Source organism: Rhizobium sp. GW821-FHT14E12 (assembly GCF_058803745.1).
Genome location: NZ_JBXAPH010000001.1, coordinates 1,206,176 through 1,227,301, shown reverse-complemented (window position 1 = coordinate 1,227,301; position 21,126 = coordinate 1,206,176). Strand labels below are relative to the sequence as shown.

The window sequence follows — 21,126 nt, the reverse complement described above, 5'->3', positions numbered from 1 at the left end:
TAAATTAGAATGATTTCCCATGACCTTCGAGCAACTCGCCATTTTCGTCGCCGTCGCCGAGCGGGAGCATTTGACTCAAGCAGCGGAGGCTATCCACCTGACGCCGTCGGCGGTGAGCTCGGCGATCAAGAACCTTGAAGCCTATTATGGTGTCGAGCTGTTTCATCGGGTCGGGCGGCGGATCGAGCTGACGGAGACCGGCCGTATCTTTCTCGGTGAGGCCAGGGCGACGTTGGCGCGCGTGCGCTCCGCCGAATTCATGCTCTCCGAACTCGGTGGCTTGCAGCGCGGTCGGCTCAGCCTCTGCGCCAGCCAGACCATCGCCAGCTACTGGTTGCCGCCCATCCTGATGCGCTTCCACCGCGATTATCCCGGCATTGATCTCGAACTGACGATCGGCAATACGCGCACGGTCACCGAGGCGGTGATCGAGGGCAGCGCTGAACTCGGCTTCGTCGAGGGTGAGGTGGATGCGCCGGCGCTGTCGATGAAAGTCGTGGCGCAGGACGCGCTGGTGATCGTCACCCCGCCGGACCATCCCTGGGCGGACGGAAGGCAGCTTTCCGCAGCCGATCTTGCCGGGGGCACCTCATGGGTGATGCGCGAAGAGGGTTCTGGCACCCGATCGGAATTTGAAAATGCCATCGCGAAACTCGGGGCGTCGCCGCGCGATCTCAGCGTCGCGCTGGTCCTGCCGTCGAACGAGGCCGTGCTGTCGGCGGTTTGCTCCGGGCAGAGTGCGGCGGCGATTTCGAGCGCGGCGGCCGGGGCCTATCTCGGACAGGGTTTGCTGGTGCAAGCAGCCTTCGACCTACCCGTCCGCAGCTTCCGTCTGCTGCGCCACAAGGAACGCCATGCCAGCAAGGCAGCATTGACGCTGGAAGCCATGTGCAAGGGTTGAACAGCTAGACTATTGATATATGAGACTCGACTAATAGGCGAGTTGCATGATACCGTTTACTCGGTAGCCGCTAGGCGCATTTGCGGCGTTTCCAGATGGCATCATGATCCGAGGGGATATCGATGGCAATCTATACCTGGACAAACCACGACGGCAACGGTCTTTGGATCGATCCCGGCAATTGGTCCCCGAACGCTCTTCCTGACTTTGGAGATTCTATTGTCGTTGATAATGGCGACACCATCACCCCTTATTTTGGACATCAGCCTGATATCGGCAGCCTCTTTCTTTCGCCCACCAGTACCCTCAGTCTTTATGGCGGCTTCCGCCAAACCTGGATAAAGATAGATGGACCGATTACCGGCGGCGGCGGTATCTCCATTAGCTCCCTGTCCCACCTTGAAGCCGGCAGCGGAGTAACCTCTGCCGTCGGTTGGGTATATGTTGCGGGGAGCTATCAATGGGGCGGATCGGACTCCTCTCAAGTGGTTACGCTGGCCGATGGCGCACAGTTCAATTTTTCAACGCAATTCGGCGGAATTATCTATCAGCAAGGCACCGGTGCGACAACCATCGCATATAACGGCCCGGGGGCAGTCTCGAGCATTTCGGTCGACGGTCAGACGGCGACATTCGTCACAACTGCCGGTGATTTTACGCTCAACTTTGCGGCCAATCTCAACCCTTCGACGTTTATACTGGACGCTGCGACCGGAACGATCGTCGTTTGTTTTGTCACGGGGACGCTCATCCAAACGACGCGAGGAGACATTCCTGTCGAAGAGCTGCGGGTTGGGGACGTCGTCATCACCGCCTCGTCGCAACAACGCCCCATCCGATGGATCGGAAGCGCGGAGCTGGATTGCACCAATGTGAGAGATCCCTGGACATGCTGGCCGATCCGTATCGCAGCCGGTGCCCTCGGGCCGAACAAGCCTGCGCATGACCTTCTTGTCTCTCCGGCGCATGGTATCCGCACCACCATCGTGACCGACGTTCTGATGCCCGCTTCGGCGCTTGTGAATGGAGCGACAATTGCCCAGGCCGAGTGTGAGAGGGTGACATACTGGCATGTCGAACTGGACGAGCACGATATTCTCGTGACGAATGGATTGCCGACGGAAAGCTATGCCGACCACGGGAGCCGCGATTTTTTTTCCCGGACGACGGACAATCCCATTCAGTTGACGAAGGGTGGCGGCCAGAGATGCCTAACCTATGTCTCGAAGGGGCCTCTCGTCGAGGCCGTTCGGATGCAGCTCCACGCGCGCGCCCTCGATTTGGGTTGGACCTTGAGCGACGATCCCTTTGCCGATGTGCATCTGGTTGCCGACGGACAACGCATCGATCCCGTCATTAACGACTGGCGGGCGGAGTTTCGTGTACCGGCCTCGGTGTCCGAACTATGGCTCGCCTCGGAATGGGGGGCGCCGAACCTGATTGGCTCCTCCGGCGATGGCCGCCGGCTCGGTGTCTGCATCTCGAAACTGGTTATCGATGATGACCTGACGGATGCCAGGCATATCTCCGTGGATGACGACCGGCTGACCGATGGCTTCCATTATGTCGAGGACGGAAGTCGGCGTTGGACCTCCGGGCGGACACGCTTGCCTTCATCTTTATGGGAAGGTTGCCGCGAGTCATTTTCCCTGACCATTGATCTTGCCGGTCCTGCCGTGCCGCGCTGGATTCCACCGGCATTTTCCGAAGCTTCCGTCGTCACCGCGCCTTCGATGGAAATGGCCTAGGGTCGCCGGGCTGGTTCAGCTCAGTGCTACTCCGCGCGGCGCTGGCCGGCGACGACGAGGTCGATGTCGTTGCGCTCAAGCATGGCCTGGATATCCGGCGGCGGCACGTCGTCGGTGACCATCATGTCGTAAATGGCGGGATCGTCGATGATGATGGGCGCGCTGCGGCCGAATTTGGCGCTGTCGGCGACGATGATGCGGTTTTCGGCACGCCGCGCCGCTTCGCGGGAATATTCCGCTTCCTCGAGATCATGCAGCATGAAGCCGGAAGTGGCGTTGACGGCGCCGACGGATAGTATTGCATGACGGACGTTGAAACGGCGCAGGAAATTGGTCGCTTCAGCACCGAAGGCGCCGCCGTCGTGGCTGCGCAGCTCACCACCGGCAAAGAAGATGCGGTTGCCATTGCGGGTTGCCAGCGCATGCGCCACTGAAACCGCATTGGTGACGACGAAGAGGTTCTGATGCTTCTGCAACGCCACGGCGATGAAGGCCGTGGTCGAGCCGATATCGAGAAAGATCGTGTCGCCGTCCTGTATGATCATCGCGACACGGGCGGCGATGACGCGCTTGGCTTCCGCGTTCTCGTTCATGCGGAAATGCAAGGGCTGCTCGATGAACGAGTCCTTGATGTGGACGCCGCCATGGACCTTGGTGACGAGGCCATGGGCCTCCAGGCTGCGGATATTGCGGCGGATGGTCTCTTCCGAGACATCAAGCCGCTCGGCGAGGAACTGGATGCGGCTGGCCCCACCGGCGAGCCGAAGCTCCTCCAGGATCTCGCGTTCCCGATGGTTCGAATGAAGCGGCGTCGGCGAGATGCCCGTCATGGTTTCGATCCTATCTGGGGCATGATCCGAAAACGCCGAAAGCGGCTCGCGGAGGAGGCCATGCCTGCGAACAACATCTAGAGCGGGATAATGCCTCGAAGACAAGCGATCTTGATGCAATCATCCCGAGATTTAATTTTTAAGCCAAATCCCGGCGACGATGAAGCTTTCTGTTGTCGCAATCCATAGCCCAATATGCGGCAGGCCCTTTTTGGCTGACGCAACCCAACAAAAAGCCTCTTGGCCGTTTCATTTTGTGGCTGGTTCTTGACAGTTCGTCGTTTGTGGGAAACCTTTTGCATCCAAGAGATGCGCAATCGTCGCGCTGGGGTAGGGATGACCGCAACGCCCGAAGACAGGATAGATGCTCTTGGCATCTGGCGTGGGCCGATCGAGATCGCTCCGCTGGTGGGCGGCATCACCAATCGCAATTTTCTGGTGACGGATAGTGGGCGGCGTTTCGTCGTCAGGCTCGGAACCGATATTCCGGTTCATCACATCAGCCGGGCCAATGAGGTGGCAGCGAGCAGGGCCGCGCATGCGGCCGGATTGTCGCCCGCGGTGATCCATCATGGACCCGGCGTCCTCGTACTCGACTATATCGACGGCAAGGCGCTTACGGCCGAGGATGTCCGCAAGCCGTCGATGCTGGCGCGCATCGTGCCGCTCGTCCGCTCCTGCCATCTAGATATTTCCAAGCATTTTCGCGGTGCCGCCGCGATCTTCTGGGTTTTTCATGTCGTGCGCGACTATGCCGCCCTTCTCGAAGAAGGGGGCAGTCGGCATCAGTCAATGCTGCCTTCCTTTCTCGATAGCGCCGCGCGGCTGGAGCAGGCGGCCGGCCCTTTCGACATCGCTTTCGGCCACAATGACCTGCTGGCCGCCAATTTCCTCGACGATGGCAAACGGCTCTGGCTGATCGATTGGGACTATGCCGGCTTCAATTCGCCGCTCTTCGATCTCGGCGGTCTCGCCTCCAACAATGATTTCTCCGAGGCCCAGGAAACCGCGATGCTGGAGGCCTATTTTGAGGCACCGGTGAGTGACGATCTGTGGCGGCGCTATCAGGCGATGAAATGCGCGTCGTTGTTGCGCGAGACGATGTGGAGCATGGTCTCGGAAATCCACTCCGAGATCGACTTCGATTATTCTGCCTATACGAGCGAAAATCTGGCGCGGTTTGAACGTGCCTATCAATCATTCCGCAATTCTTGAGGTGATGCGATGAAGGAACTGCCCAAAACAGCCAAGGCGGTCGTCATCGGCGGCGGCATTATCGGCTGCTCGACAGCCTATCATCTCGCCAAGCTCGGGCTGACCGACACGGTTCTGCTGGAGCGCAAGAAACTGACGTCGGGCACGACATTCCACGCTGCCGGCCTCGTCGGGCAATTGCGGACCAGCGCCAATATCACCCAGATGCTCGGCTATTCCGTCGATCTCTACAAGAGGCTGGAGGCCGAGACGGGGCTTGCGACTGGCTGGAAGATGAATGGTGGCCTGCGCCTTGCCTGCAACGAAGAACGCTGGACGGAGGTCAAGCGCCAGGCGACGACGGCACAATCCTTCGGGCTGCAGATGCACCTCCTGACGCCGCAGGAGGCCTTCGACCTCTGGCCGCTGATGGATATAGACGATCTGGTCGGCGCGGCCTTTCTGCCGACGGACGGACAGGCCAATCCCTCCGATATCACCCAGGCGCTGGCGAAGGGCGCCCGCATGGCCGGCGTCTCGATTTTCGAGGATACCGAAGTTCTCGATCTGGAGATCGACAAAGGCAGGATCCGCGCCGTTATCACCGACAAAGGCCGCATCGAATGCGAGCGCGTCGTCGTCTGCGCCGGGCAATGGACGCGGAGCTTTGCGGCACGCTTCGGCGTCAACGTGCCGCTCGTCTCGGTCGAGCATCAATATCTCATCACCGAATCCTTCGGCGTTCCCTCCAACCTGCCGACGCTGCGCGATCCCGACAGGTTGACCTATTACAAGGAAGAGGTCGGCGGGCTGGTCATGGGCGGCTATGAGCCGAACCCGGTCCCCTGGGCGGTCGACGGCATTCCCAAGGGTTTTCATTACACGTTGCTCGACAGCAATTTCGATCATTTCGAGCAGATCATGGAGCAGGCGCTTGCGCGCGTGCCGGGCTTGCAGACGGCAGGCGTGAAGCAGCTTCTGAACGGCCCCGAGGGCTTTACGCCGGATGGCAATTTCATTCTCGGCGAGGCGCCGGAACTGAAGAATTTCTTCGTCGGCGCCGGTTTCAACGCCTTCGGCATTGCCTCTGCCGGCGGGGCGGGCATGGCGCTCGCCGAATGGGTGACGAAGGGCGAGCCGCCCTATGATCTCTGGCCGGTCGATATCCGCCGCTTCGGCCGTCCGCATTTCGACACGGACTGGGTACGCACCCGCACACTGGAAGCCTATGGCAAGCATTACACCATGGCGTGGCCCTTCGAGGAATATTCGAGCGGCCGCCCCTGCCGAAAGTCGCCGCTCTATGACCGGCTGAAGGCGCAGGGCGCTTGCTTCGGCGAAAAGCTGGGCTGGGAGCGACCCAACTGGTTTGCCGACCTCTTTGCCGGCGAAGAGCCGAATGACGTCTATACCTACGGACGGCAGAACTGGTTCGATGCCGTGGGACGAGAGCACAAGGCGGTGCGCGAGGCCGCTGTTATCTTTGACCAGACCTCCTTTGCCAAATTTGTGCTGAAGGGGCGCGACGCCGAGGCGGCGGTCTCCTGGATAGCCTCCAACGACGTCGCCAAGCCTGTGGGAGCATTGACCTATACGCAGATGCTCAACGACCGGGGCGGCATCGAATGCGATGTTACGGTAGCGCGTGTCGCCGAGAACGAGTTCTACATCACGACCGGCACGGGCTTCGCCATCCATGATTTCGACTGGATCGCCCGCAACATCCCGGCCGAGATGCATGCCGAACTCGTCGACGTCACCTCCGCCTATTCCGTGCTGTCGCTGATGGGGCCGCATTCGCGCGCGGTGCTGGAAGCGGTGACGTCGGCCGATGTTTCCAACGCCGCATTTCCCTTCGGCCGGGTAAGAACCATCGGCATCGACGGCTGCCCGGTCCGGGCGCTGCGCATCACCTATGTCGGCGAGCTTGGCTACGAGCTGCATGTGCCGGTGGAATATGCCACCACGGTCTATGACACGCTAATGGCCGCCGGCCGCGACCATGGCCTCGTCAATGCCGGCTATCGCGCCATCGAAAGCTGCCGGCTGGAAAAGGGCTATCGTGCCTGGGGCTCCGACATCGGGCCTGACCACACACCGATTGAGGCGGGACTTGCCTGGGCGGTGAAGATGAAGAAGGGCACTCCCTTCCGGGGCCGCGAGGCCATCGAGCGGCAACTGGCGTCGGGCGTGAAGAAGATGCTCGCCTGCTTCGTGCCGGATGACCCCGAGACCGTGCTTCTCGGCCGCGAGACGATCTATCGCGATGGCCAGCGCGTCGGCTGGCTTTCGAGCGGCGGCTATGGCTACACGATCGGCAAGCCGATCGGTTATGGATATGTCCGCGATCCCGGTGGGGTGACGGAGGATTTCGTGCTTTCCGGCTGCTACGAACTCGATGTCGCGCAGCGTCGTGTGCCCTGTCAGGTGTCGCTGAAGCCGCTCTACGATCCGCAGATGGCGCGGATCAAGGGGTGATTGCGGAGGGGGCTTGTCTCGGCGAGGTGATGCGAGTTCTGTAACAAATGTCACCAATTTGTGCGGGACGGTGAGACTGGCCGAGTTGCGCCAGAAGCAGTCACTCCACCTTGTAAAACGGTCAGCCTTTGTCAGGCTCGTGGTCACGGGTAAAGCACTGAACTAGATCGAAATTGGGCTCACACTTCGTGAGAACGTCCAAGCACGCGCCGCCTGTTACAAATCGGTAGTGTACCGCATCGCGACTTTGATCGCGATAGAACTCGGACTCTGAAAGCAAGAAACGGCTATTCTCCACGCGATAAGCAAAGTGATAGGGCATAAGACCGCTACATTCGATGCCAAACTCTTCCGTGGAAAGTAAAAGTTCGTCCAGCGCTCGCACAACGTCTGCATGGCGAAAGCGAACTTTTAGCAGATCGTCACCATCTGGCAGAGAGAAAAAGGCGGTAAGAGGGTTGCCATCGTCGCCGAAATAGCTGTGGCGAAGGTCGTAAAGCTCCATTCCGGTGCATGAAAGGTTTTGGAAGACTTCAAATGGAATGTAGCGCGTCGTCATCATGCTCCCCGGCGTAAAACGCTACTATATTTGTCCGTATCTGATTTTCCAACATCGAAGGCTGCTTTGGGCCGAAGATCGCCATCGCTGCCATTTGCCAGATAAGCTTGGAACCAAGCCGCGCTGCCTTCCGAAAACTGTGATCTCCCTGCCGCCACTTTCATGCTCAATCGGCACACTGACAACGTCCGAGGCGAGAGACGATGGGGCCGCATTCGCGCGCGGTGCTGGAGGCCGTGACGTCGGCCGATGTTTCCAACGCCGCATTTCCCTTCGGCCGGGATCCCGAGACCGTTCTTCTTGGCCGCGAGACGATCTATCGCGATGGCCAGCGCGTCGGTTGGCTTTCGCGCGGCGGCTATGGCTATGTCCGCGATCCCGGTGGGGTGACGGAGGATTTCGTGCTGGGCGGCCATTATGAACTCGATGTCGCGCAGCGTCGCGTGCCGTGTCAGGTTTCGCTGAAGCCGCTCTACGATCCGCAGATGCTGCGGATCAAATCTTGATGCCGAAAGGCGCGACGCGGGTTTCGACAAAAACGTCTCTCTTGCCGATCGACCGGCCAGGCGCTATGTTGCCTATGTCGAAAAAAGGCACGACTTGGTGTGGTCTAGCCCAAGTCCTTCCGGAAACGGAAGCTCTGTCCATGCTCAGTGCATGAGTCCCACGACGAACAACGGACGCTCGCGCGTCCATATTGTTCGTCCGTGTGGTTCTAAAATCGACGAACCGCTCCGGTCGAACGGCCACAAGGAGTAGTTCATGTCCGATCTGCCTATAATTCATGATGTTGTGATTGCCGGTGCAGGCCCCGTAGGTCTGTTTCTCGCCTGTGAGCTTCGCCTGGCAGACCTCTCGGTATTGGTGCTGGAGCAAGCGGAAGACCCGCATTCGCCCTTGAAGCGGCTCCCGTTTGGCATGCGCGGCCTTTCCGCGTCCACCATCGAAGCCTTTTACCGGCGCGGATTGCTGGACGACATCGCGAAACCGCAGCGCACGAAAGATCAAACGGCCGACGGCGGTGCTTCGGCAACCCCGCATTGGATGCAACAGGAGCGCCGCCCGGGCGGCCATTTCGCTGGTATCCAGTTTTTCCACGACAACATCGACACCTCAAAATGGCCGTATCGCCTGCCAAGTCCGGCCGGCACCAGCCTAGCGGTCGAGATGGAATATCTCGAAACCGTCCTGGCCGCGCGTGCAAGCGCGATGGGCGTCGAGATCCGGCGCGGCCTCGGCGTCGAGAGCCTCGAGCAGTCGGGCGAGGGGGTGACCATTCGCGCCGGTGGTGAGGCTTTTCGCGGACGCTGGCTCGTCGGCTGCGATGGCGGCCGCAGCACGGTGCGCAAGGCGGCGGGATTTGCATTCGTCGGCACCGATCCCGAGTTCACCGGCTATTCCGTTGACGTCGAGATGGCCGACCCTGACAAGCTCCGCGTGGGCCGTCACTATACGCCGACGGGTATGTATACTTACCAAAAGCCGGGTACCATCGCGATGGTCGATTTCGACGGGGGTTCTTTCCACCGGGCACAGCCGATGACGCTCGAACATGTGCAGGCGGTATTGCGCCATATCTCCGGCACCGACGTCACGTTGACAGCCCTCCGGCTTGCGACCACCTGGACGGATCGCGCCTACCAGGCAACGGCTTATCGTAACGGGCGGGTGTTGCTCGCCGGCGATGCCGCCCATATCCACTCTCCGCTGGGCGGTCAGGGGCTTAACCTCGGACTTGGCGACGCACTGAACCTGGGATGGAAGCTGGCTGCGACGATCCACGGTAACGCGCCAGCCGATCTGCTTGATAGTTATGTCAGCGAGCGTCATCCGGTCGGAGCGCAGGTTCTCGACTGGTCGCGCGCCCAGGTGGGGCTCATGCGACCGAGCAGAAGTTCGCGCGCGCTCGAAGCCATTATTCGTGATCTCATCGACACACGCGACGGCGCGACTTATTTCGCCGAGCGCGTCTGGGGAGTGTCTCTCCGCTATGAGCTTGGAGGCAGTCACGCGCTCGTCGGCCGCAGCGCTCCCGATTTCGAGCTGGCCGACGGGACGAAACTCGGTGATCACCTCAGACGTGGGAAAGGCCTGTTGTTGGACTTTGAGGCGGATACACCGCTTCAAGCGCTGGCGAGCCGCTGGAATGGTCGGATGATCTATGTCGCAAGCGATGCCAGGGACAGGCTTGGCTTGAGCGCCGTGCTCGTGCGTCCCGACGGCGTCGTCGCCTGGATCAGTGAGGATGCACCTGACCAGGAGGAGGTTGCGCAGGTCGCGTCACGATGGTTCGGCGAAGCCGAAAAACTGTGATCTCGCTATCACGGCATCCGCCATTTTCTTGACACGCCGCTGCTTTCATCCTCAATCGACATGCTGACAAACGGACGAAGGCGAGAGACGATGGCGGAAACGGGCATCAAGCTGGAAGAGAGCTGGAAGGAGGCGCTGTCGCCGGAGTTCGAGAGCCCCTACATGCAGCAGCTCAAATCCTTTCTCGTCGAGGAGAAGCAGCGCGGCAAGGTGATCTTTCCGCGCGGCAGCGAGTATTTCCGGGCGCTGGACCTGACGCCGCTGGATGAGGTGCAGGTGGTGATCCTCGGGCAGGATCCTTATCACGGCGCTGGACAGGCCCATGGGCTGTGCTTCAGCGTCCGCCCCGGTGTGCGTATCCCGCCATCACTGGTCAATATCTACAAAGAGCTGGAGACCGATCTCGGCATTCCGCCGGCGCGTCACGGCTTTCTCGAAAGCTGGGCGAAACAGGGCGTGCTGCTGCTGAACAGCGTGCTGACCGTCGAGGAATCGCAGGCTGCCTCGCATCAGGGCAAGGGCTGGGAGCGTTTCACCGATGCCGTCATCCGTCAGGTCAACGACGAATGCGACGGCGTCGTCTTCATGCTCTGGGGCTCCTATGCGCAGAAGAAGGCGGCGTTCGTGGACACCGATCGGCATCTCGTTCTGAAGTCCGTGCACCCATCGCCACTCTCCGCCCATAATGGCTTCTTCGGCTGCCGGCATTTTTCCAAGGCCAATGCCTATCTGGAAGAACATGGCCGGGAGCCGATCGAATGGGCTCTGCCGAGTAATCCGGGCGGTTAGTGAGATGCCTGATCCCAGGGGTCGACCATCGACACACCGGTATCGTCAAAATCCCTGGTATTGCGGGTGACGACAATAAGGTCATGGACGATTGCGGTAGCAGCGATCAGACCATCGGCATCGCCGCGCGGGCGCAGTGCCGCGAGACGCCCCCATTCGACGGCGATTTGGTCGGTGATGGGCAGAATACGGCCGCTGTGATCATGGCGGAGTTTGCGGAGCCATTCCTCCAAATGCGCGGCGGATCGCGGATCGGACCTGCGCTTTAGTGCAACCCCGCGCATAACCTCACCGAGCGTGATGACGCTCAGATATACGGTCGAGGGCTCGACTGAACGGAGCCAGGAGATTGCTTCGGCTGTACCGCGACGGGCTTCGGAAATAACGTTGGTATCGACCAAATACATCAGAAGGCTACATCCCGGCTTGGGGTCTTGTCTCGCGTCGCTACCGTATCGGCCAGCTCATCATCCCAGATCGGTCCCGACAGCAGGTCATCGACCAAACTCGGCTTGCCGGCCCGCAGGGCGTCATAGTCTTCAGCGGAGAGAACGACGGCCGCGCGCTCGCCGCGCAGCGTCACGGTTTGCGGACCTTCGCTACGAGCCTTCTGCACGACTTTCGAAAACTGATTTTTAGCGTCTTGCAATGGCCAATCCATCGGTCGATCTCCTGTCTAGACTGTCTAGATTAATTTAATATACATGGTTGTCTTATGCAATGCGGATGGGTCGGGTGTTGCAAGAAAATACATGCGGTGAACGACGCCCCCTCATCGTTCAATAATTAGAGACAATCCGTTTGGCTATTGAGGGCTATCGAAACGCCCGCTCTCGGACCATCTTCTGCCCATGGAAAACGCCTGCCGTTGCGGGCGAGACAAGGGGTTAGAGATGCTCAATCAGATCAAGGGTCTTCACCACGTTACCTCGATGGCGGAAGACGCCCGTACGAACAACAAGTTCTTCACCAACACCCTCGGCCTGCGCCGCGTCAAGAAGACCGTCAATTTCGATGCGCCCGATGTCTATCACCTCTACTATGGTGACGAGATCGGTACGCCTGGCACGATCATGACCTATTTCCCGTTCCCGAAAATGGCGCGTGGCCGTCCGGGCACCGGCGAAGTTGGCAATACCGTCTATTCCATTCCGGAAGGTGCGATCGGCTATTGGACCGACCGGCTCGGCAAGCAGGGCGTCGAGGGACTGAAGGCTGATGAATCCTTCGGCCAGAAGCGCCTGCATTTCGCCGGTCCCGATGGCGACGGTTTCGCGCTCGTCGAGGTCAAGAACGACAAGCGTGATCCCTGGACCCATGGCGGCGTTGATGCCGAACACGCGATCAGGGGTTTTCATTCCGTTGCCATGCGGCTGCGGGACGAGGGCGCCACGGCCGAACTCTTGAAGTATATGGGCTATGAAGTTGTCGACACGCATGAGGGCGTCAAGCGGCTCGCCATTCCCGGCGGTAATGGTGCAGATGTCGTCGATCTCGAAACCATGCCGAACATCAACCGCGCGCTTCCGGGTGCCGGCTCCGTCCACCACGTCGCCTTTGCCGTCGAGAACCGCGCCAAGCAGCTCGAGGTGCGCAAGGCGCTGATGGATACGGGCTATCAGGTGACCCCGGTCATCGACCGCGACTACTTCTGGGCGATCTATTTCCGCACGCCAGGCGGCGTGCTGTTCGAAGTCGCCACCAACGAGCCGGGCTTCAACCGCGACGAGGATACGGCTCACCTCGGCGAGGCACTGACGCTGCCGGAACAGCACGCACATCTGCGTTCGCTGCTCGAAGAGCATCTCGAACCGCTGGACGCCTAAGCGAGGAGCAAGATCATGACGGATACGACCTACGTGCACCGGGTAAAGCCCGGTGCACCCGGCAAACCCATCCTTTTCACCTTTCACGGCACGGGCGGTGACGAGAACCAGTTCTTCGATTTCGGCAGTCGCCTGCTGCCGGACGCGACCATCGTCTCGCCGCGCGGCGATGTTTCGGAACATGGCGCCGCCCGCTTCTTCCGCCGCACCGGCGAGGGCGTCTACGACATGGTCGACCTTGCCCGCGCAACGGAAAAGATGGCTGCCTATGTCAAAGGCCTCGCCATCGATCACGGTGCCTCGCAAGTGCTCGGCCTCGGCTTTTCCAATGGCGCGAACATTCTCGCCAATGTGCTGATCGAGCATGGCGATCTCTTCGACGCCGCCGTGCTGATGCATCCGCTGATCCCGTTCCAGCCCCGCGACAATGCCGGGCTCGACGGCCGGCGTGTGTTGATTACGGCCGGCGAACGCGACCCGATCTCGCCGGCGCCGGTGACCAAGGCGCTGGCGGATTATTTTACGCGGCAGAAGGCTGAGGTCACGCTCGACTGGCATCCGGGCGGCCACGATATCCGCCCGAACGAGATCGAGGCGATTCGGGGGTTTCTTGCGCCCTATGTGTAAACAGAAAAGCCGGTGGCAAAGGCCACCGGCTTTTCCGAAGTGCTTCTGGCGGTGAGCTTGCTGCCAATTGCGGTCATTGCCAAATAGGTTATCCTTCCCGCGTATCGAGGGTGCTTATTATGACTGATACCTCCCGACTGCTTCATATCGCCGTGGAAGACAATATCGCTTGGTGCAGTAGGGTCTGTTCTGCACATGGGTCGAACGAAACGACGTCTTCGAGGGCTTGGGTGAATTTGGCTATTTCGCCGCCGTTTTATCCGAACATTATAACTCGCAAAAAGGGCGTTCAGAACGAAGTTGCTGAACTCGCTCACAAAGTTCGTGAAGCCAACCAGCCTCGAAAGTGGGGGATCAAGGATAGTTTCGCAGACCTAATTCTTACCGAGCAGGGTTTCGAACGGATACTCGCTGGGCATTGGTACGGTGGTACGGTTTCGAGCGGCGAGTCTGTCGGCTGGAAGACCGTAACGTCCCCAGACGAGTTGCATTTATGGGAAAGAGCTTGGGGTTCTCCTGACGACACCATTTTTCCAAGCACCTTACTTGAAGACGATAGACTAAAATTTTGGTTCAAGGGTGAGCTTGGTGCAATCGAATCTGGCTTTATCAGCTTTGACACCGGATTTTCGCTTGGATTATCCAATTGGTTCTCCCTCAAAAGCCATTCATTCGCGCAGATGGGAGTGTTAAAAGCTGCAGGATCGGCTTCTCAAGGGCTACCTATCGTGTGCTGGTCTACGGACGATCTTAGCGATGAAGAGATGGGGCTGGCAAAACTTGGCCCTCTTCAAGTCTGGATATCTCGGTAATCCAGTGAGCGATCCTTTGACCGCTTTGGGTCGATGGCGGAAGATCGGCGGCTGGCTCAAAAGCGCCATTAGCAGCCACGTAAAAAAGCTTAGCATCTAGTGATTAGTCGCTGGGGACGTTAGCTTTGATCGAGGACAAATTCACCGAAATTGGATATCAATATTTAATCGCCAAGTTGTAGCTGAACTCCATTGCTCGACTGAAAATGAAAAAGGTTCCCGTATATGATCGAAGCAGTAGTCAAGAAAACGGGTGGCGTCCCATCGAACTACGCTATCATATTGTTCGGCTTATTTTTATTTCCTATTCAGATAGTCGCGATGATCTTCTCTAAGAGGAGGCGTTACGACAGCGAGGATTGGGAAAGATCTCATTATGAAATGCAATATCGCAGTGCAGCGGCCTATCTAGTGATAAGAGCCGTTTTGTTCGGCATTGGTGCGGTGACAATGTTCCTAATGAACGGAAAAAATTACGCTGAAACAACGAACCTTCGGACTTGGCTGGCTTTCAGCAATTTTGCAGGCTACGTACCGTTGGCTTGGCTCGCTATACGGTGCATACGAGGCCTGTTTCTAGCCGGGGCGAAGACCCCCTTGATAAACCCGCGCTCTTATACCATTTGGCCTCGTTAAGGATTTCAAGCGACAAACAGACGCCCGCCTCTGCCGCAAGCTGCCCTAGCGGACATTTACCACCCAACGCTGCCTAAATTGGATTAACGCTTTGGGAAGTTAGAAGTCGAGGCCAGCCATGCACCCAGTCATTTCCCCATCATCATCAACATCGTCTTGGCGTGGATCTCCGCCGCCTGCCGCTCCGCACGATCAACATAGTCCGGCCCACAGAAAACCTTAAGGTTCATGGCATCCGTGTCATCGAATTCCGCATGCCCGGATTTCGCAATGACGATGCGCCAGGCGCAGCCGAGGATCTTGTCCGGCTGGATGGCTTTGTCGCAGCCCATGCTCAGGCAGAAGGCAACGTTTCGCTGCCCCTGATATTTCCCGTCGATGGCGTCGCTGTACTCCGTTTTCCAGGTGTCTCGCGTATATCGGCAAGCGCCGGGATCAGCGCTTTGGCTGCATTCCACGGCGGGGTTGATATAGCTCTCGGCAACAGGCCACGGCACGGCATCGACCAGGCTCACGCAGCCGCATGCAAACAGGCCTGCCAGCAATAGCTGCATTGTTTCTCCCTCTGCCGAATCATCCATACCCTAAAGGCAGCCGAAATATCCGCAAGACGGAGGGGCCGGTTTGGATTGAAGCAGGCGTGGTGGTTCTGCAACCGGCGCATTTTCTTCGCGTGTCCGCGACATGCAAGCCGCAAGCATGGCTTGTGGGTTGTTCCGGCACTCGCTAATAGTCGCGCCATAAAACATAAGAAAGTTTGGGAGGATTCGTCGTGACGCTGGCGGAGCAGCAGCAGTATCGCCTGGGTGTGACCTATGTGGCGCTTTCGGCCCTGGCGTGGTCGACATCAGGCCTGTTCGTGCGCACGATCCACGCCGATCTGATGACCATTCTCTTCTGCCGTGGCATCGTCACCGGCTTTGGCGTCTTCGCGCTGTTTTTCTACATCGAGCGCGGCAATGGCTGGCGGATTATTCGGTCGATGCGCTGGCCGTCGCTGGCCGCGACGGTGTTCTCCACGACAGCCATGATCGGCGGTATCGGCTCGATCTATTACACCTCCATTGCCGATGCGATGGTGATCTACGCGACCGTGCCTTTCGTCACCGCCGGTGTTGCCTATCTCTTCATCCGGGAGCGCCCGAGCGCCACGACGCTCGTTGCCAGCGTCGTCGCCTTGGGGGGCGTGCTGGTAATGCTTTCCGGCGAGTCCGCCGGTGACGGAAGCTGGCTCGGCAAGGGGCTTGCCGTCATCATGACCCTGGCTGTTGCCGGTCTTGCCGTCATCATGCGCCAGCATCGGGATGTACCGATGCTGCCGGCGATGGCTCTGTCCGCATGGCTCTGCTCCCTGGTCACCTTCTGGTTCGCGTCGCCATCCATGGTGTCGGGACATGATCTGGGCCTGATCGTTGCTTTCGGCCTCGTCCAGAGCGCCATGGGTCTCAGCCTCTACACCTTCGGCTCACGGTTGATCCCGGCCGCCGACGCGACGCTGCTGACTGCACTCGAAGTGCCGCTGACGCCGCTGTGGACCTGGATGTTCCTGGCGGAGTTGCCGTCAAAGGCGACGTTGGTCGGCGGGCCGATCGTGCTTGCCGCGCTCTTCGGCCATATCCTTTTGGAAGTGCGGCGAAATCGGGTGAAGGAGCCCGTTCAGGTGCATTGAGCGGCTTGTCCACCGATTGTTGAAGTGCTGAAATCGGCCCTGCAAACGAGGAACCGATGCTGATGAAGAAGACGTTTAATCCGCCCTCCGTCCGCCGCCCGTTCGGCAACTACAATCACGGCCTGCTGGTGCCGCCGGGCGCCAGCCTGCTGGTGACCTCGGGCCAGGTGGGAATTGCTCTCGATGAGACTATTCCCTCCGACGTGACCGGCCAGGCGGAGCTTTGCTTCGAGGCGATCAAGGCGATCCTCGATGAGGCGGGCATGAGCTTTGCCGACGTCATCCGCATTTCCGGTTTTGTCACCAGGCGTGAGGATTTTCCCGCCTACATGGCCGTCCGCGACCGCTATACGCTCGATCCGAAGCCGGTCTCGACGCTGATCATCGTCGGCGGGTTTACGCGGCCGGAATTTCTGGTGGAGGTCGAAGTGACCGCAGCGAAAATAGTATGATGACAGGAGCTTCAGAAGACATGACAAATGTGCCGATGCCGCAAATCCTGGGTCTGTATGAGACCCATCTGACGGTCGTCGATCTTGATCGTTCGATCCGGTTTTATCGGGATGTCATCAGGCTGGAGCTGGCAACCGTCATCGAAGCCAGGAACGTCGCGTTCTTCTGGATCGACGACAAAAGGAAGGGCATGCTCGGCCTCTGGGCCATAGGCAGCGCGCCCCTGCGCATGCGGCTTCACATTGCTTTTCGGGTCACTCTGGAGGATGTTCTCGGCTCTGCCGCCGCGCTGAAGGCGCATGGCATTCAGCCGCTCGATTTGAACGATAATCCATCGGACGAACCCGTCGTCCTCGGCTGGATGCCGGCGGTGTCGCAATATTTTTTGGACCCGGATGGGCATTCGATCGAGTATATCCATGTGCTTGAAGACGCGGCCGATCCGGGCTTCGGCGTGAAGCCTTATTCGCAGTGGCTGGCGCGGCCGAAACCCTCGATCTGATGGGGATAGGCGGCATCGAGCCTTGGGAGGCGAACATGACCCAGAACATCTATGATGACCCGGCCTTCTTCCAAGGCTACAGCCAGCTGCAACGATCGATCGACGGGCTTGCGGGCGCGGCGGAATGGCCGTCGATGCGGGCGCTGCTACCTGACTTGCGCGGTCTGGATATTGTCGATCTCGGTTGCGGCTTCGGCTGGTTCTGCCGCTGGGCGAGGGAGCAGGGGGCGGCCAATGTGCTGGGCCTCGACGTCTCCGACAATATGCTCGCCCGCGCGGAGGGTGAGACGGCTGACAAGGCTATTTGCTACGGCAAGGCCGATCTCGAAGATTTGCAGCTTCCGGCGGCGGCTTTCGATCTCGTCTATAGTTCGCTCGCCTTTCACTACATCAAGAACGTCTCCGGGCTTCTGGCGACGATCCATCAGGCTTTGAAGCCGGGCGGGCGGCTGATTTTCTCGATCGAGCATCCGATCTATATGTCGCCTCGACGGCCGGATTGGCTGGCCGATGGCGAAGGCCGCAAGACATGGCCGCTCGACAGCTACCAGATGGAAGGGCCGCGGGTGACGAACTGGCTCGCCGAAGGCGTCGTGAAGCAGCATCGCACCATGGGGACGACGTTGAACCTGCTGATCAACTCGGGCTTTACGATTGCCCATGTCGAAGAGTGGGCGCCGACCGATGACGATCTTGCCGCGCATCCGGATTGGGCGATCGAGCGCGAGCGCCCGATGTTTCTGCTGATATCGACGATGAAGTGACTTACGGATGCTGCTGTCTGCCTCGGTGTGCCTTTGAGCGAATGGATTATGGGCCAGCCTCTGGCGTACTTTCCTGTGCTTTGAGGGAAAGCTGTTTCAGCACGTCAAGGAAAACATCGAACCGCTCGTGACCGATCTCTTCAGCCCATTCTGTGTGCAGTCGACGCAGACAGGTGAAGATCGTTTCGGCTATCTCCTGTCCCCGCGCACTGAGGTATATAAGACGCCGATCGCTGCCTTCAGAAGCGCGCCGCTCGACATACCCCAGCTCTTCGAGTTGGGTGATTAGATAGTTGATCGCTTGCCGCGACATTTTCTTCTGCCGTGCTAATTCGGATGGCCTGATGCCGTCCGGCAGGGGATAGGAGAACACGGCGAAGTGAGCGTCCTGAAAATCCGCGAAGCCGGCGTCGTGAATAGCTTTGTGCATCCGACTGCGAACATCCTGCCAGACGATGCGCAGTAGAGCGCCGAAGAAAGGCGGCTGCAATTCTTCGCTCGTATTGGGTTGCTTTGTCAGCTCATTGAACATTGACATATTTGTAAAGTCGCTTTACGTTTATCTTGTAAAGTCACTTTACAGCAAGGATCGGGCCAATGGAAGCGAATGGACATGATGTCGTACGCATCGGGGAGTTGGAACTGCGCTTCCTGGTGAACGACAAAGGCGCTACGGTATTCGAGTTCATCGTTCCGTCCCACGCCCGCGTACCCGCGCCCCACTATCACAAGGATGCGGACGAAATCCTCTATGGGATCGAGGGTGTTGTGACGGTCATGGTTGATGGTCGAAAGCAGGAACTGGGTGTCGGCGACGCTGTCTTCATCCCGCGCGGCAGCGTCCATCACCATGAGAACCTGCATGAGGGCCGCGCACGAGCTTTGGTCGTCATCACGCCGGGCTCCATTTCCCGCCGCTACTTCGAGGAGATTGCCGAAGTGGTCAATGTGCCCGGCAAACCTGACCTTGCCAAGGCGCAGGAAGTCATGTTGCGCCACGGGCTCGTCCCGGCTTAGGCCCGAATTCCGGAGCGTTTTAAAACCGCTCCATCTCCCGTTTCACCTTCTCCAGAAACCGTTTACGAGTCTCGTCGGTCGAGCGGTTCATGTCGTAATGGGCGAGGAAGACGGTGGGGGCGAAAGGCTTGATCTGTGCCCGCAGCACGCGCTTGACGATCTTCTTCGGCGGATTGCCGGCAACAAAGGCTCGGAAGGGATCGGCGCCATAGGTCAGCACGGCTCCGAGCTTGCGGATATGCTGCAGCTTGGAGCGCACCTTGCCGTCGACGAGTTCGAAGGAGACGCCCGGAAGCCAGACACGGTCGAAATAGCCTTTGAGAATGGCCGGAAAGCCGAAGTTCCAGACGGGCGTGACGATCACCAGAGCCTCGGTACGTTCCAGACGTTCGACATAGGACTTTAGCGCCTCGGTATTCTCGGGATAGTCATGGTAGATCAGCCGATCATGGCGGGATAGGATAGGGTCGAAGCCCTCGGAATAGAGGTTGCAGTCGTCGATCTCATGGCCGGCGGCCTTGAGACTCTCGAGGGTCTGGCGATGCAGCGCACCGCCAAAACTTTCCTCGACGGGATGCGAATGAAGGACGAGAACCCTCATGAGGCCTCCATCAGCGCCGCAAGGCCGGGGAAGAGATAGTTCTTGCCGGCCTTGAAATCGAAGTCCGGGTTGTCCCAGGCGATCATCTTGCCGGGGTTGAGCAGGCCCTTCGGATCCGTCTCTTTCTTGAAGGCGAGCTGCACAGTGTCGGTCTGCTTCATGCCGCCTTCTTCCAGCGTATAGCGGTGCGGATTGAAGATCGGGCAGCCGTGGTCCTGATGGATCTTGATGATCTCCTCCAGACGCGCCTCGGAGGTGTAGCGCACCAGCGGCAGGCCGGCGCACTGGATCTGGCCGTCAAACTTGATGAATTCGAGATGGCCGGGCACTTCGTCACCGAAGATTTCGACCATCTTCTGCACCTTGGCGACATGGTCCGGTCCCGGATACTGCACCTGCAGATAGGTGATGCTCGGATCGACCTTGATGGCGCGCAGCGTCGTGTGGTTCCAGGCGAGTTCATAGGCATGCGGGATGCCTTTCATGCTCTCCACCTTGTCGGAGCGGAAGGTGATCTCGCCCTTCTGCTGGCTGGCGAAAGCGACGAACGGCTCCATGGAATGCGGCGCGATCATCAGCGCCACGACCGACTGACCGTGACGGATGTAAGGCTTGTGGCGGGTGAAATATTCGTGCGGGATGGGAGCCGCGATCGGCGCGATTTCCTTGACCAGGATGCCGTTGCATTTGGCGAGAGCGTCCGAGAAGCGGACGGCGTCCATGAAGTCGTCATAGCCGACCAGCACGTCCACCCAGTCATAGGCAGGGGCGAGCGGCATTTCGATCTCGGTGATGATGCCGTTGGTGCCGTAGGCGTGGCTGACCTTGGTCAGGTCCCAGCCGGTGAGATCGAGGACGCGCGGTTCCGCCTCCATGGTGACGACGCGCAGGCGCAGGATATTGCCGATATCGCGCAATCCGCCCCAGGTGATCGAGCCGACGCCGCCGGAGCCGCCGGCGATGAAGCCGCCGATGGTTGCCGTCTGCGCTGTCGAGGGATGAAAGCGCAGTTCCTGGCCGGAATGGGCCTTGGTCTGGCGGTCGAGCTCGGCAATGATGATGCCGGGCTCGCAGATGACGCGGCCGGTGTGGATTTCCTTCACCTTGTTCATGGCCGCGAGGTTGAGCACGATGCCGCCGGAGAGCGGCATGGCCTGGCCGTAATTGCCGGTGCCCGCGCCGCGCGGGGTGACCGGCACATCATGGGCATAGGCCACCTTCAGCGTGCGGATCACCTCGTCCTCGGTCTTCGGCGTGACGACGAGGTCGGCGGTGACGTTGTCGAGCTGCGCCTTCAGGATCGGCGAATACCAGTAGAAGTCGCGGCTCTTCTGGCGCACCAGCGCCGGATTGTCTTCGATGGCGATGCCTTCGAGTTCTTTCTTGATGAGCTGATAATCCGGCATG

The 21,126-nt window shown here is 59.4% G+C and carries 22 protein-coding genes and 1 pseudogene; 15 read left to right on the top strand and 8 right to left on the bottom strand.

Features of this window, described 5'->3' with window-relative positions; all coding sequences use genetic code 11:
- The first annotated feature begins 19 nt into the window (after window positions 1–19).
- Window positions 20–901, top strand: coding sequence for a LysR substrate-binding domain-containing protein (locus AC1RO0_RS05985; RefSeq protein WP_498591969.1), 882 nt, complete (start codon window positions 20–22; stop codon window positions 899–901).
- A 122-nt stretch (window positions 902–1,023) separates the two neighbouring features.
- Window positions 1,024–2,649: a Hint domain-containing protein gene (locus tag AC1RO0_RS05980; RefSeq protein ID WP_498591968.1), complete on the top strand. Its 1,626-nt coding sequence runs from the start codon at window positions 1,024–1,026 to the stop codon at window positions 2,647–2,649.
- A gap of 26 nt (window positions 2,650–2,675) precedes the next feature.
- Here the strand turns inward: AC1RO0_RS05980 and AC1RO0_RS05975 are convergent, their stop codons facing one another.
- The gene (locus AC1RO0_RS05975) at window positions 2,676–3,479 is read right to left on the bottom strand and encodes a DeoR/GlpR family DNA-binding transcription regulator (protein WP_498591967.1); all 804 of its coding nucleotides are present in this window, start codon (window positions 3,477–3,479) and stop codon (window positions 2,676–2,678) included.
- A 336-nt stretch (window positions 3,480–3,815) separates the two neighbouring features.
- Here AC1RO0_RS05975 and AC1RO0_RS05970 point away from each other — a divergent pair, with 336 nt between their 5' ends.
- Window positions 3,816–4,694 carry a phosphotransferase gene (locus tag AC1RO0_RS05970; protein ID WP_498591966.1) on the top strand — a complete coding sequence of 293 codons (879 nt, stop codon included), beginning with the start codon at window positions 3,816–3,818 and terminating at the stop codon, window positions 4,692–4,694.
- Window positions 4,695–4,703: 9 nt separating this feature from the next.
- On the top strand, window positions 4,704–7,151 hold the full coding sequence (locus AC1RO0_RS05965; protein ID WP_498591965.1) for a GcvT family protein: 2,448 nt from the start codon (window positions 4,704–4,706) through the stop codon (window positions 7,149–7,151).
- A gap of 121 nt (window positions 7,152–7,272) precedes the next feature.
- Here AC1RO0_RS05965 and AC1RO0_RS05960 read toward each other — a convergent pair whose 3' ends face one another.
- Window positions 7,273–7,710 (bottom strand): hypothetical protein, encoded by a 438-nt coding sequence (locus tag AC1RO0_RS05960; RefSeq protein WP_498591964.1) that lies wholly within the window; start codon window positions 7,708–7,710, stop codon window positions 7,273–7,275.
- A gap of 281 nt (window positions 7,711–7,991) precedes the next feature.
- Between AC1RO0_RS05960 and AC1RO0_RS05955 the strand changes: the two are divergent.
- The 3 genes and pseudogenes from AC1RO0_RS05955 to ung form a co-directional block, all read left to right on the top strand.
- A pseudogene (locus AC1RO0_RS05955) lies at window positions 7,992–8,216 on the top strand (glycine cleavage T C-terminal barrel domain-containing protein); the annotation flags it as partial.
- 256 nt (window positions 8,217–8,472) lie between these two features.
- Window positions 8,473–10,023: an FAD-dependent monooxygenase gene (locus AC1RO0_RS05950; RefSeq protein ID WP_498591963.1), complete on the top strand. Its 1,551-nt coding sequence runs from the start codon at window positions 8,473–8,475 to the stop codon at window positions 10,021–10,023.
- Between the two features lie 90 nt (window positions 10,024–10,113).
- Window positions 10,114–10,812, top strand: a complete 699-nt coding sequence (gene ung / locus AC1RO0_RS05945) for a uracil-DNA glycosylase (RefSeq protein ID WP_498591962.1) — start codon at window positions 10,114–10,116, stop codon at window positions 10,810–10,812.
- On the opposite strand, the gene AC1RO0_RS05940 is transcribed toward ung, so the two are convergent.
- Both AC1RO0_RS05940 and AC1RO0_RS05935 read right to left on the bottom strand, forming a co-directional pair.
- Window positions 10,809–11,219, bottom strand: coding sequence for a type II toxin-antitoxin system VapC family toxin (locus AC1RO0_RS05940; protein ID WP_498591961.1), 411 nt, complete (start codon window positions 11,217–11,219; stop codon window positions 10,809–10,811). The genes ung and AC1RO0_RS05940 overlap by 4 nt on opposite strands.
- A complete protein-coding gene (locus tag AC1RO0_RS05935; RefSeq protein WP_498591960.1) occupies window positions 11,219–11,473 on the bottom strand; it encodes a type II toxin-antitoxin system Phd/YefM family antitoxin in 255 nt (84 codons plus the stop codon). The genes AC1RO0_RS05940 and AC1RO0_RS05935 overlap by 1 nt, the downstream gene beginning before the upstream one ends.
- Window positions 11,474–11,705: 232 nt before the next feature.
- Between AC1RO0_RS05935 and AC1RO0_RS05930 the strand changes: the two genes are divergently transcribed.
- From AC1RO0_RS05930 to AC1RO0_RS05920, 3 genes are all read left to right on the top strand, one after another.
- Window positions 11,706–12,638: a VOC family protein gene (locus tag AC1RO0_RS05930; protein ID WP_498591959.1), complete on the top strand. Its 933-nt coding sequence runs from the start codon at window positions 11,706–11,708 to the stop codon at window positions 12,636–12,638.
- A gap of 15 nt (window positions 12,639–12,653) precedes the next feature.
- Entirely contained in the window at window positions 12,654–13,265 is a 612-nt protein-coding gene (locus AC1RO0_RS05925) for an alpha/beta hydrolase (protein ID WP_498591958.1), read from the top strand.
- 119 nt (window positions 13,266–13,384) lie between these two features.
- On the top strand, window positions 13,385–14,077 hold the full coding sequence (locus AC1RO0_RS05920) for a hypothetical protein (protein WP_498591957.1): 693 nt from the start codon (window positions 13,385–13,387) through the stop codon (window positions 14,075–14,077).
- A gap of 764 nt (window positions 14,078–14,841) precedes the next feature.
- On the opposite strand, the gene AC1RO0_RS05915 is transcribed toward AC1RO0_RS05920, so the two are convergent.
- Entirely contained in the window at window positions 14,842–15,267 is a 426-nt protein-coding gene (locus AC1RO0_RS05915) for a hypothetical protein (protein WP_498591956.1), read from the bottom strand.
- 218 nt (window positions 15,268–15,485) lie between these two features.
- Here AC1RO0_RS05915 and AC1RO0_RS05910 point away from each other — a divergent pair, with 218 nt between their 5' ends.
- From AC1RO0_RS05910 to AC1RO0_RS05895, 4 genes are all read left to right on the top strand, one after another.
- On the top strand, window positions 15,486–16,382 hold the full coding sequence (locus tag AC1RO0_RS05910) for a DMT family transporter (RefSeq protein WP_498591955.1): 897 nt from the start codon (window positions 15,486–15,488) through the stop codon (window positions 16,380–16,382).
- Window positions 16,383–16,444: 62 nt separating this feature from the next.
- A complete protein-coding gene (locus AC1RO0_RS05905; RefSeq protein WP_498591954.1) occupies window positions 16,445–16,834 on the top strand; it encodes a RidA family protein in 390 nt (129 codons plus the stop codon).
- 20 nt (window positions 16,835–16,854) lie between these two features.
- Entirely contained in the window at window positions 16,855–17,337 is a 483-nt protein-coding gene (locus AC1RO0_RS05900; protein ID WP_498591953.1) for a VOC family protein, read from the top strand.
- 35 nt (window positions 17,338–17,372) lie between these two features.
- A complete protein-coding gene (locus tag AC1RO0_RS05895; protein WP_498591952.1) occupies window positions 17,373–18,101 on the top strand; it encodes a class I SAM-dependent methyltransferase in 729 nt (242 codons plus the stop codon).
- A 46-nt stretch (window positions 18,102–18,147) separates the two neighbouring features.
- On the opposite strand, the gene AC1RO0_RS05890 is transcribed toward AC1RO0_RS05895, so the two are convergent.
- Window positions 18,148–18,639, bottom strand: a complete 492-nt coding sequence (locus tag AC1RO0_RS05890) for a MarR family winged helix-turn-helix transcriptional regulator (RefSeq protein WP_498591951.1) — start codon at window positions 18,637–18,639, stop codon at window positions 18,148–18,150.
- A gap of 59 nt (window positions 18,640–18,698) precedes the next feature.
- On the opposite strand from AC1RO0_RS05890, the gene AC1RO0_RS05885 reads away from it, so the two are divergent.
- Entirely contained in the window at window positions 18,699–19,118 is a 420-nt protein-coding gene (locus AC1RO0_RS05885; RefSeq protein WP_498591950.1) for a cupin domain-containing protein, read from the top strand.
- Window positions 19,119–19,137: 19 nt separating this feature from the next.
- Here AC1RO0_RS05885 and AC1RO0_RS05880 read toward each other — a convergent pair whose 3' ends face one another.
- Together AC1RO0_RS05880 and AC1RO0_RS05875 are read right to left on the bottom strand one after the other, a co-directional pair.
- Window positions 19,138–19,719: an NAD(P)H-dependent oxidoreductase gene (locus AC1RO0_RS05880; RefSeq protein ID WP_498591949.1), complete on the bottom strand. Its 582-nt coding sequence runs from the start codon at window positions 19,717–19,719 to the stop codon at window positions 19,138–19,140.
- On the bottom strand, window positions 19,716–21,125 hold the full coding sequence (locus tag AC1RO0_RS05875) for an FAD-binding oxidoreductase (protein WP_498591948.1): 1,410 nt from the start codon (window positions 21,123–21,125) through the stop codon (window positions 19,716–19,718). Before AC1RO0_RS05875 ends, AC1RO0_RS05880 begins: the two co-directional genes overlap by 4 nt.
- Window position 21,126: the final 1 nt, after the last annotated feature.

Coding starts and splice junctions, on each gene's coding strand:
- AC1RO0_RS05985 (WP_498591969.1), top strand. CDS start 20: ATGACCTTCGAGCAACTCGCCATTTTCGTCGCCGTCGCCGAGCGGGAG.
- AC1RO0_RS05980 (WP_498591968.1), top strand. CDS start 1,024: ATGGCAATCTATACCTGGACAAACCACGACGGCAACGGTCTTTGGATC.
- AC1RO0_RS05975 (WP_498591967.1), bottom strand. CDS start 3,479: ATGACGGGCATCTCGCCGACGCCGCTTCATTCGAACCATCGGGAACGC.
- AC1RO0_RS05970 (WP_498591966.1), top strand. CDS start 3,816: ATGACCGCAACGCCCGAAGACAGGATAGATGCTCTTGGCATCTGGCGT.
- AC1RO0_RS05965 (WP_498591965.1), top strand. CDS start 4,704: ATGAAGGAACTGCCCAAAACAGCCAAGGCGGTCGTCATCGGCGGCGGC.
- AC1RO0_RS05960 (WP_498591964.1), bottom strand. CDS start 7,710: ATGACGACGCGCTACATTCCATTTGAAGTCTTCCAAAACCTTTCATGC.
- AC1RO0_RS05950 (WP_498591963.1), top strand. CDS start 8,473: ATGTCCGATCTGCCTATAATTCATGATGTTGTGATTGCCGGTGCAGGC.
- ung (WP_498591962.1), top strand. CDS start 10,114: ATGGCGGAAACGGGCATCAAGCTGGAAGAGAGCTGGAAGGAGGCGCTG.
- AC1RO0_RS05940 (WP_498591961.1), bottom strand. CDS start 11,219: ATGTATTTGGTCGATACCAACGTTATTTCCGAAGCCCGTCGCGGTACA.
- AC1RO0_RS05935 (WP_498591960.1), bottom strand. CDS start 11,473: ATGGATTGGCCATTGCAAGACGCTAAAAATCAGTTTTCGAAAGTCGTG.
- AC1RO0_RS05930 (WP_498591959.1), top strand. CDS start 11,706: ATGCTCAATCAGATCAAGGGTCTTCACCACGTTACCTCGATGGCGGAA.
- AC1RO0_RS05925 (WP_498591958.1), top strand. CDS start 12,654: ATGACGGATACGACCTACGTGCACCGGGTAAAGCCCGGTGCACCCGGC.
- AC1RO0_RS05920 (WP_498591957.1), top strand. CDS start 13,385: ATGACTGATACCTCCCGACTGCTTCATATCGCCGTGGAAGACAATATC.
- AC1RO0_RS05915 (WP_498591956.1), bottom strand. CDS start 15,267: ATGCAGCTATTGCTGGCAGGCCTGTTTGCATGCGGCTGCGTGAGCCTG.
- AC1RO0_RS05905 (WP_498591954.1), top strand. CDS start 16,445: ATGAAGAAGACGTTTAATCCGCCCTCCGTCCGCCGCCCGTTCGGCAAC.
- AC1RO0_RS05900 (WP_498591953.1), top strand. CDS start 16,855: ATGACAAATGTGCCGATGCCGCAAATCCTGGGTCTGTATGAGACCCAT.
- AC1RO0_RS05895 (WP_498591952.1), top strand. CDS start 17,373: ATGACCCAGAACATCTATGATGACCCGGCCTTCTTCCAAGGCTACAGC.
- AC1RO0_RS05890 (WP_498591951.1), bottom strand. CDS start 18,639: ATGTCAATGTTCAATGAGCTGACAAAGCAACCCAATACGAGCGAAGAA.
- AC1RO0_RS05885 (WP_498591950.1), top strand. CDS start 18,699: ATGGAAGCGAATGGACATGATGTCGTACGCATCGGGGAGTTGGAACTG.
- AC1RO0_RS05880 (WP_498591949.1), bottom strand. CDS start 19,719: ATGAGGGTTCTCGTCCTTCATTCGCATCCCGTCGAGGAAAGTTTTGGC.
- AC1RO0_RS05875 (WP_498591948.1), bottom strand. CDS start 21,125: ATGCCGGATTATCAGCTCATCAAGAAAGAACTCGAAGGCATCGCCATC.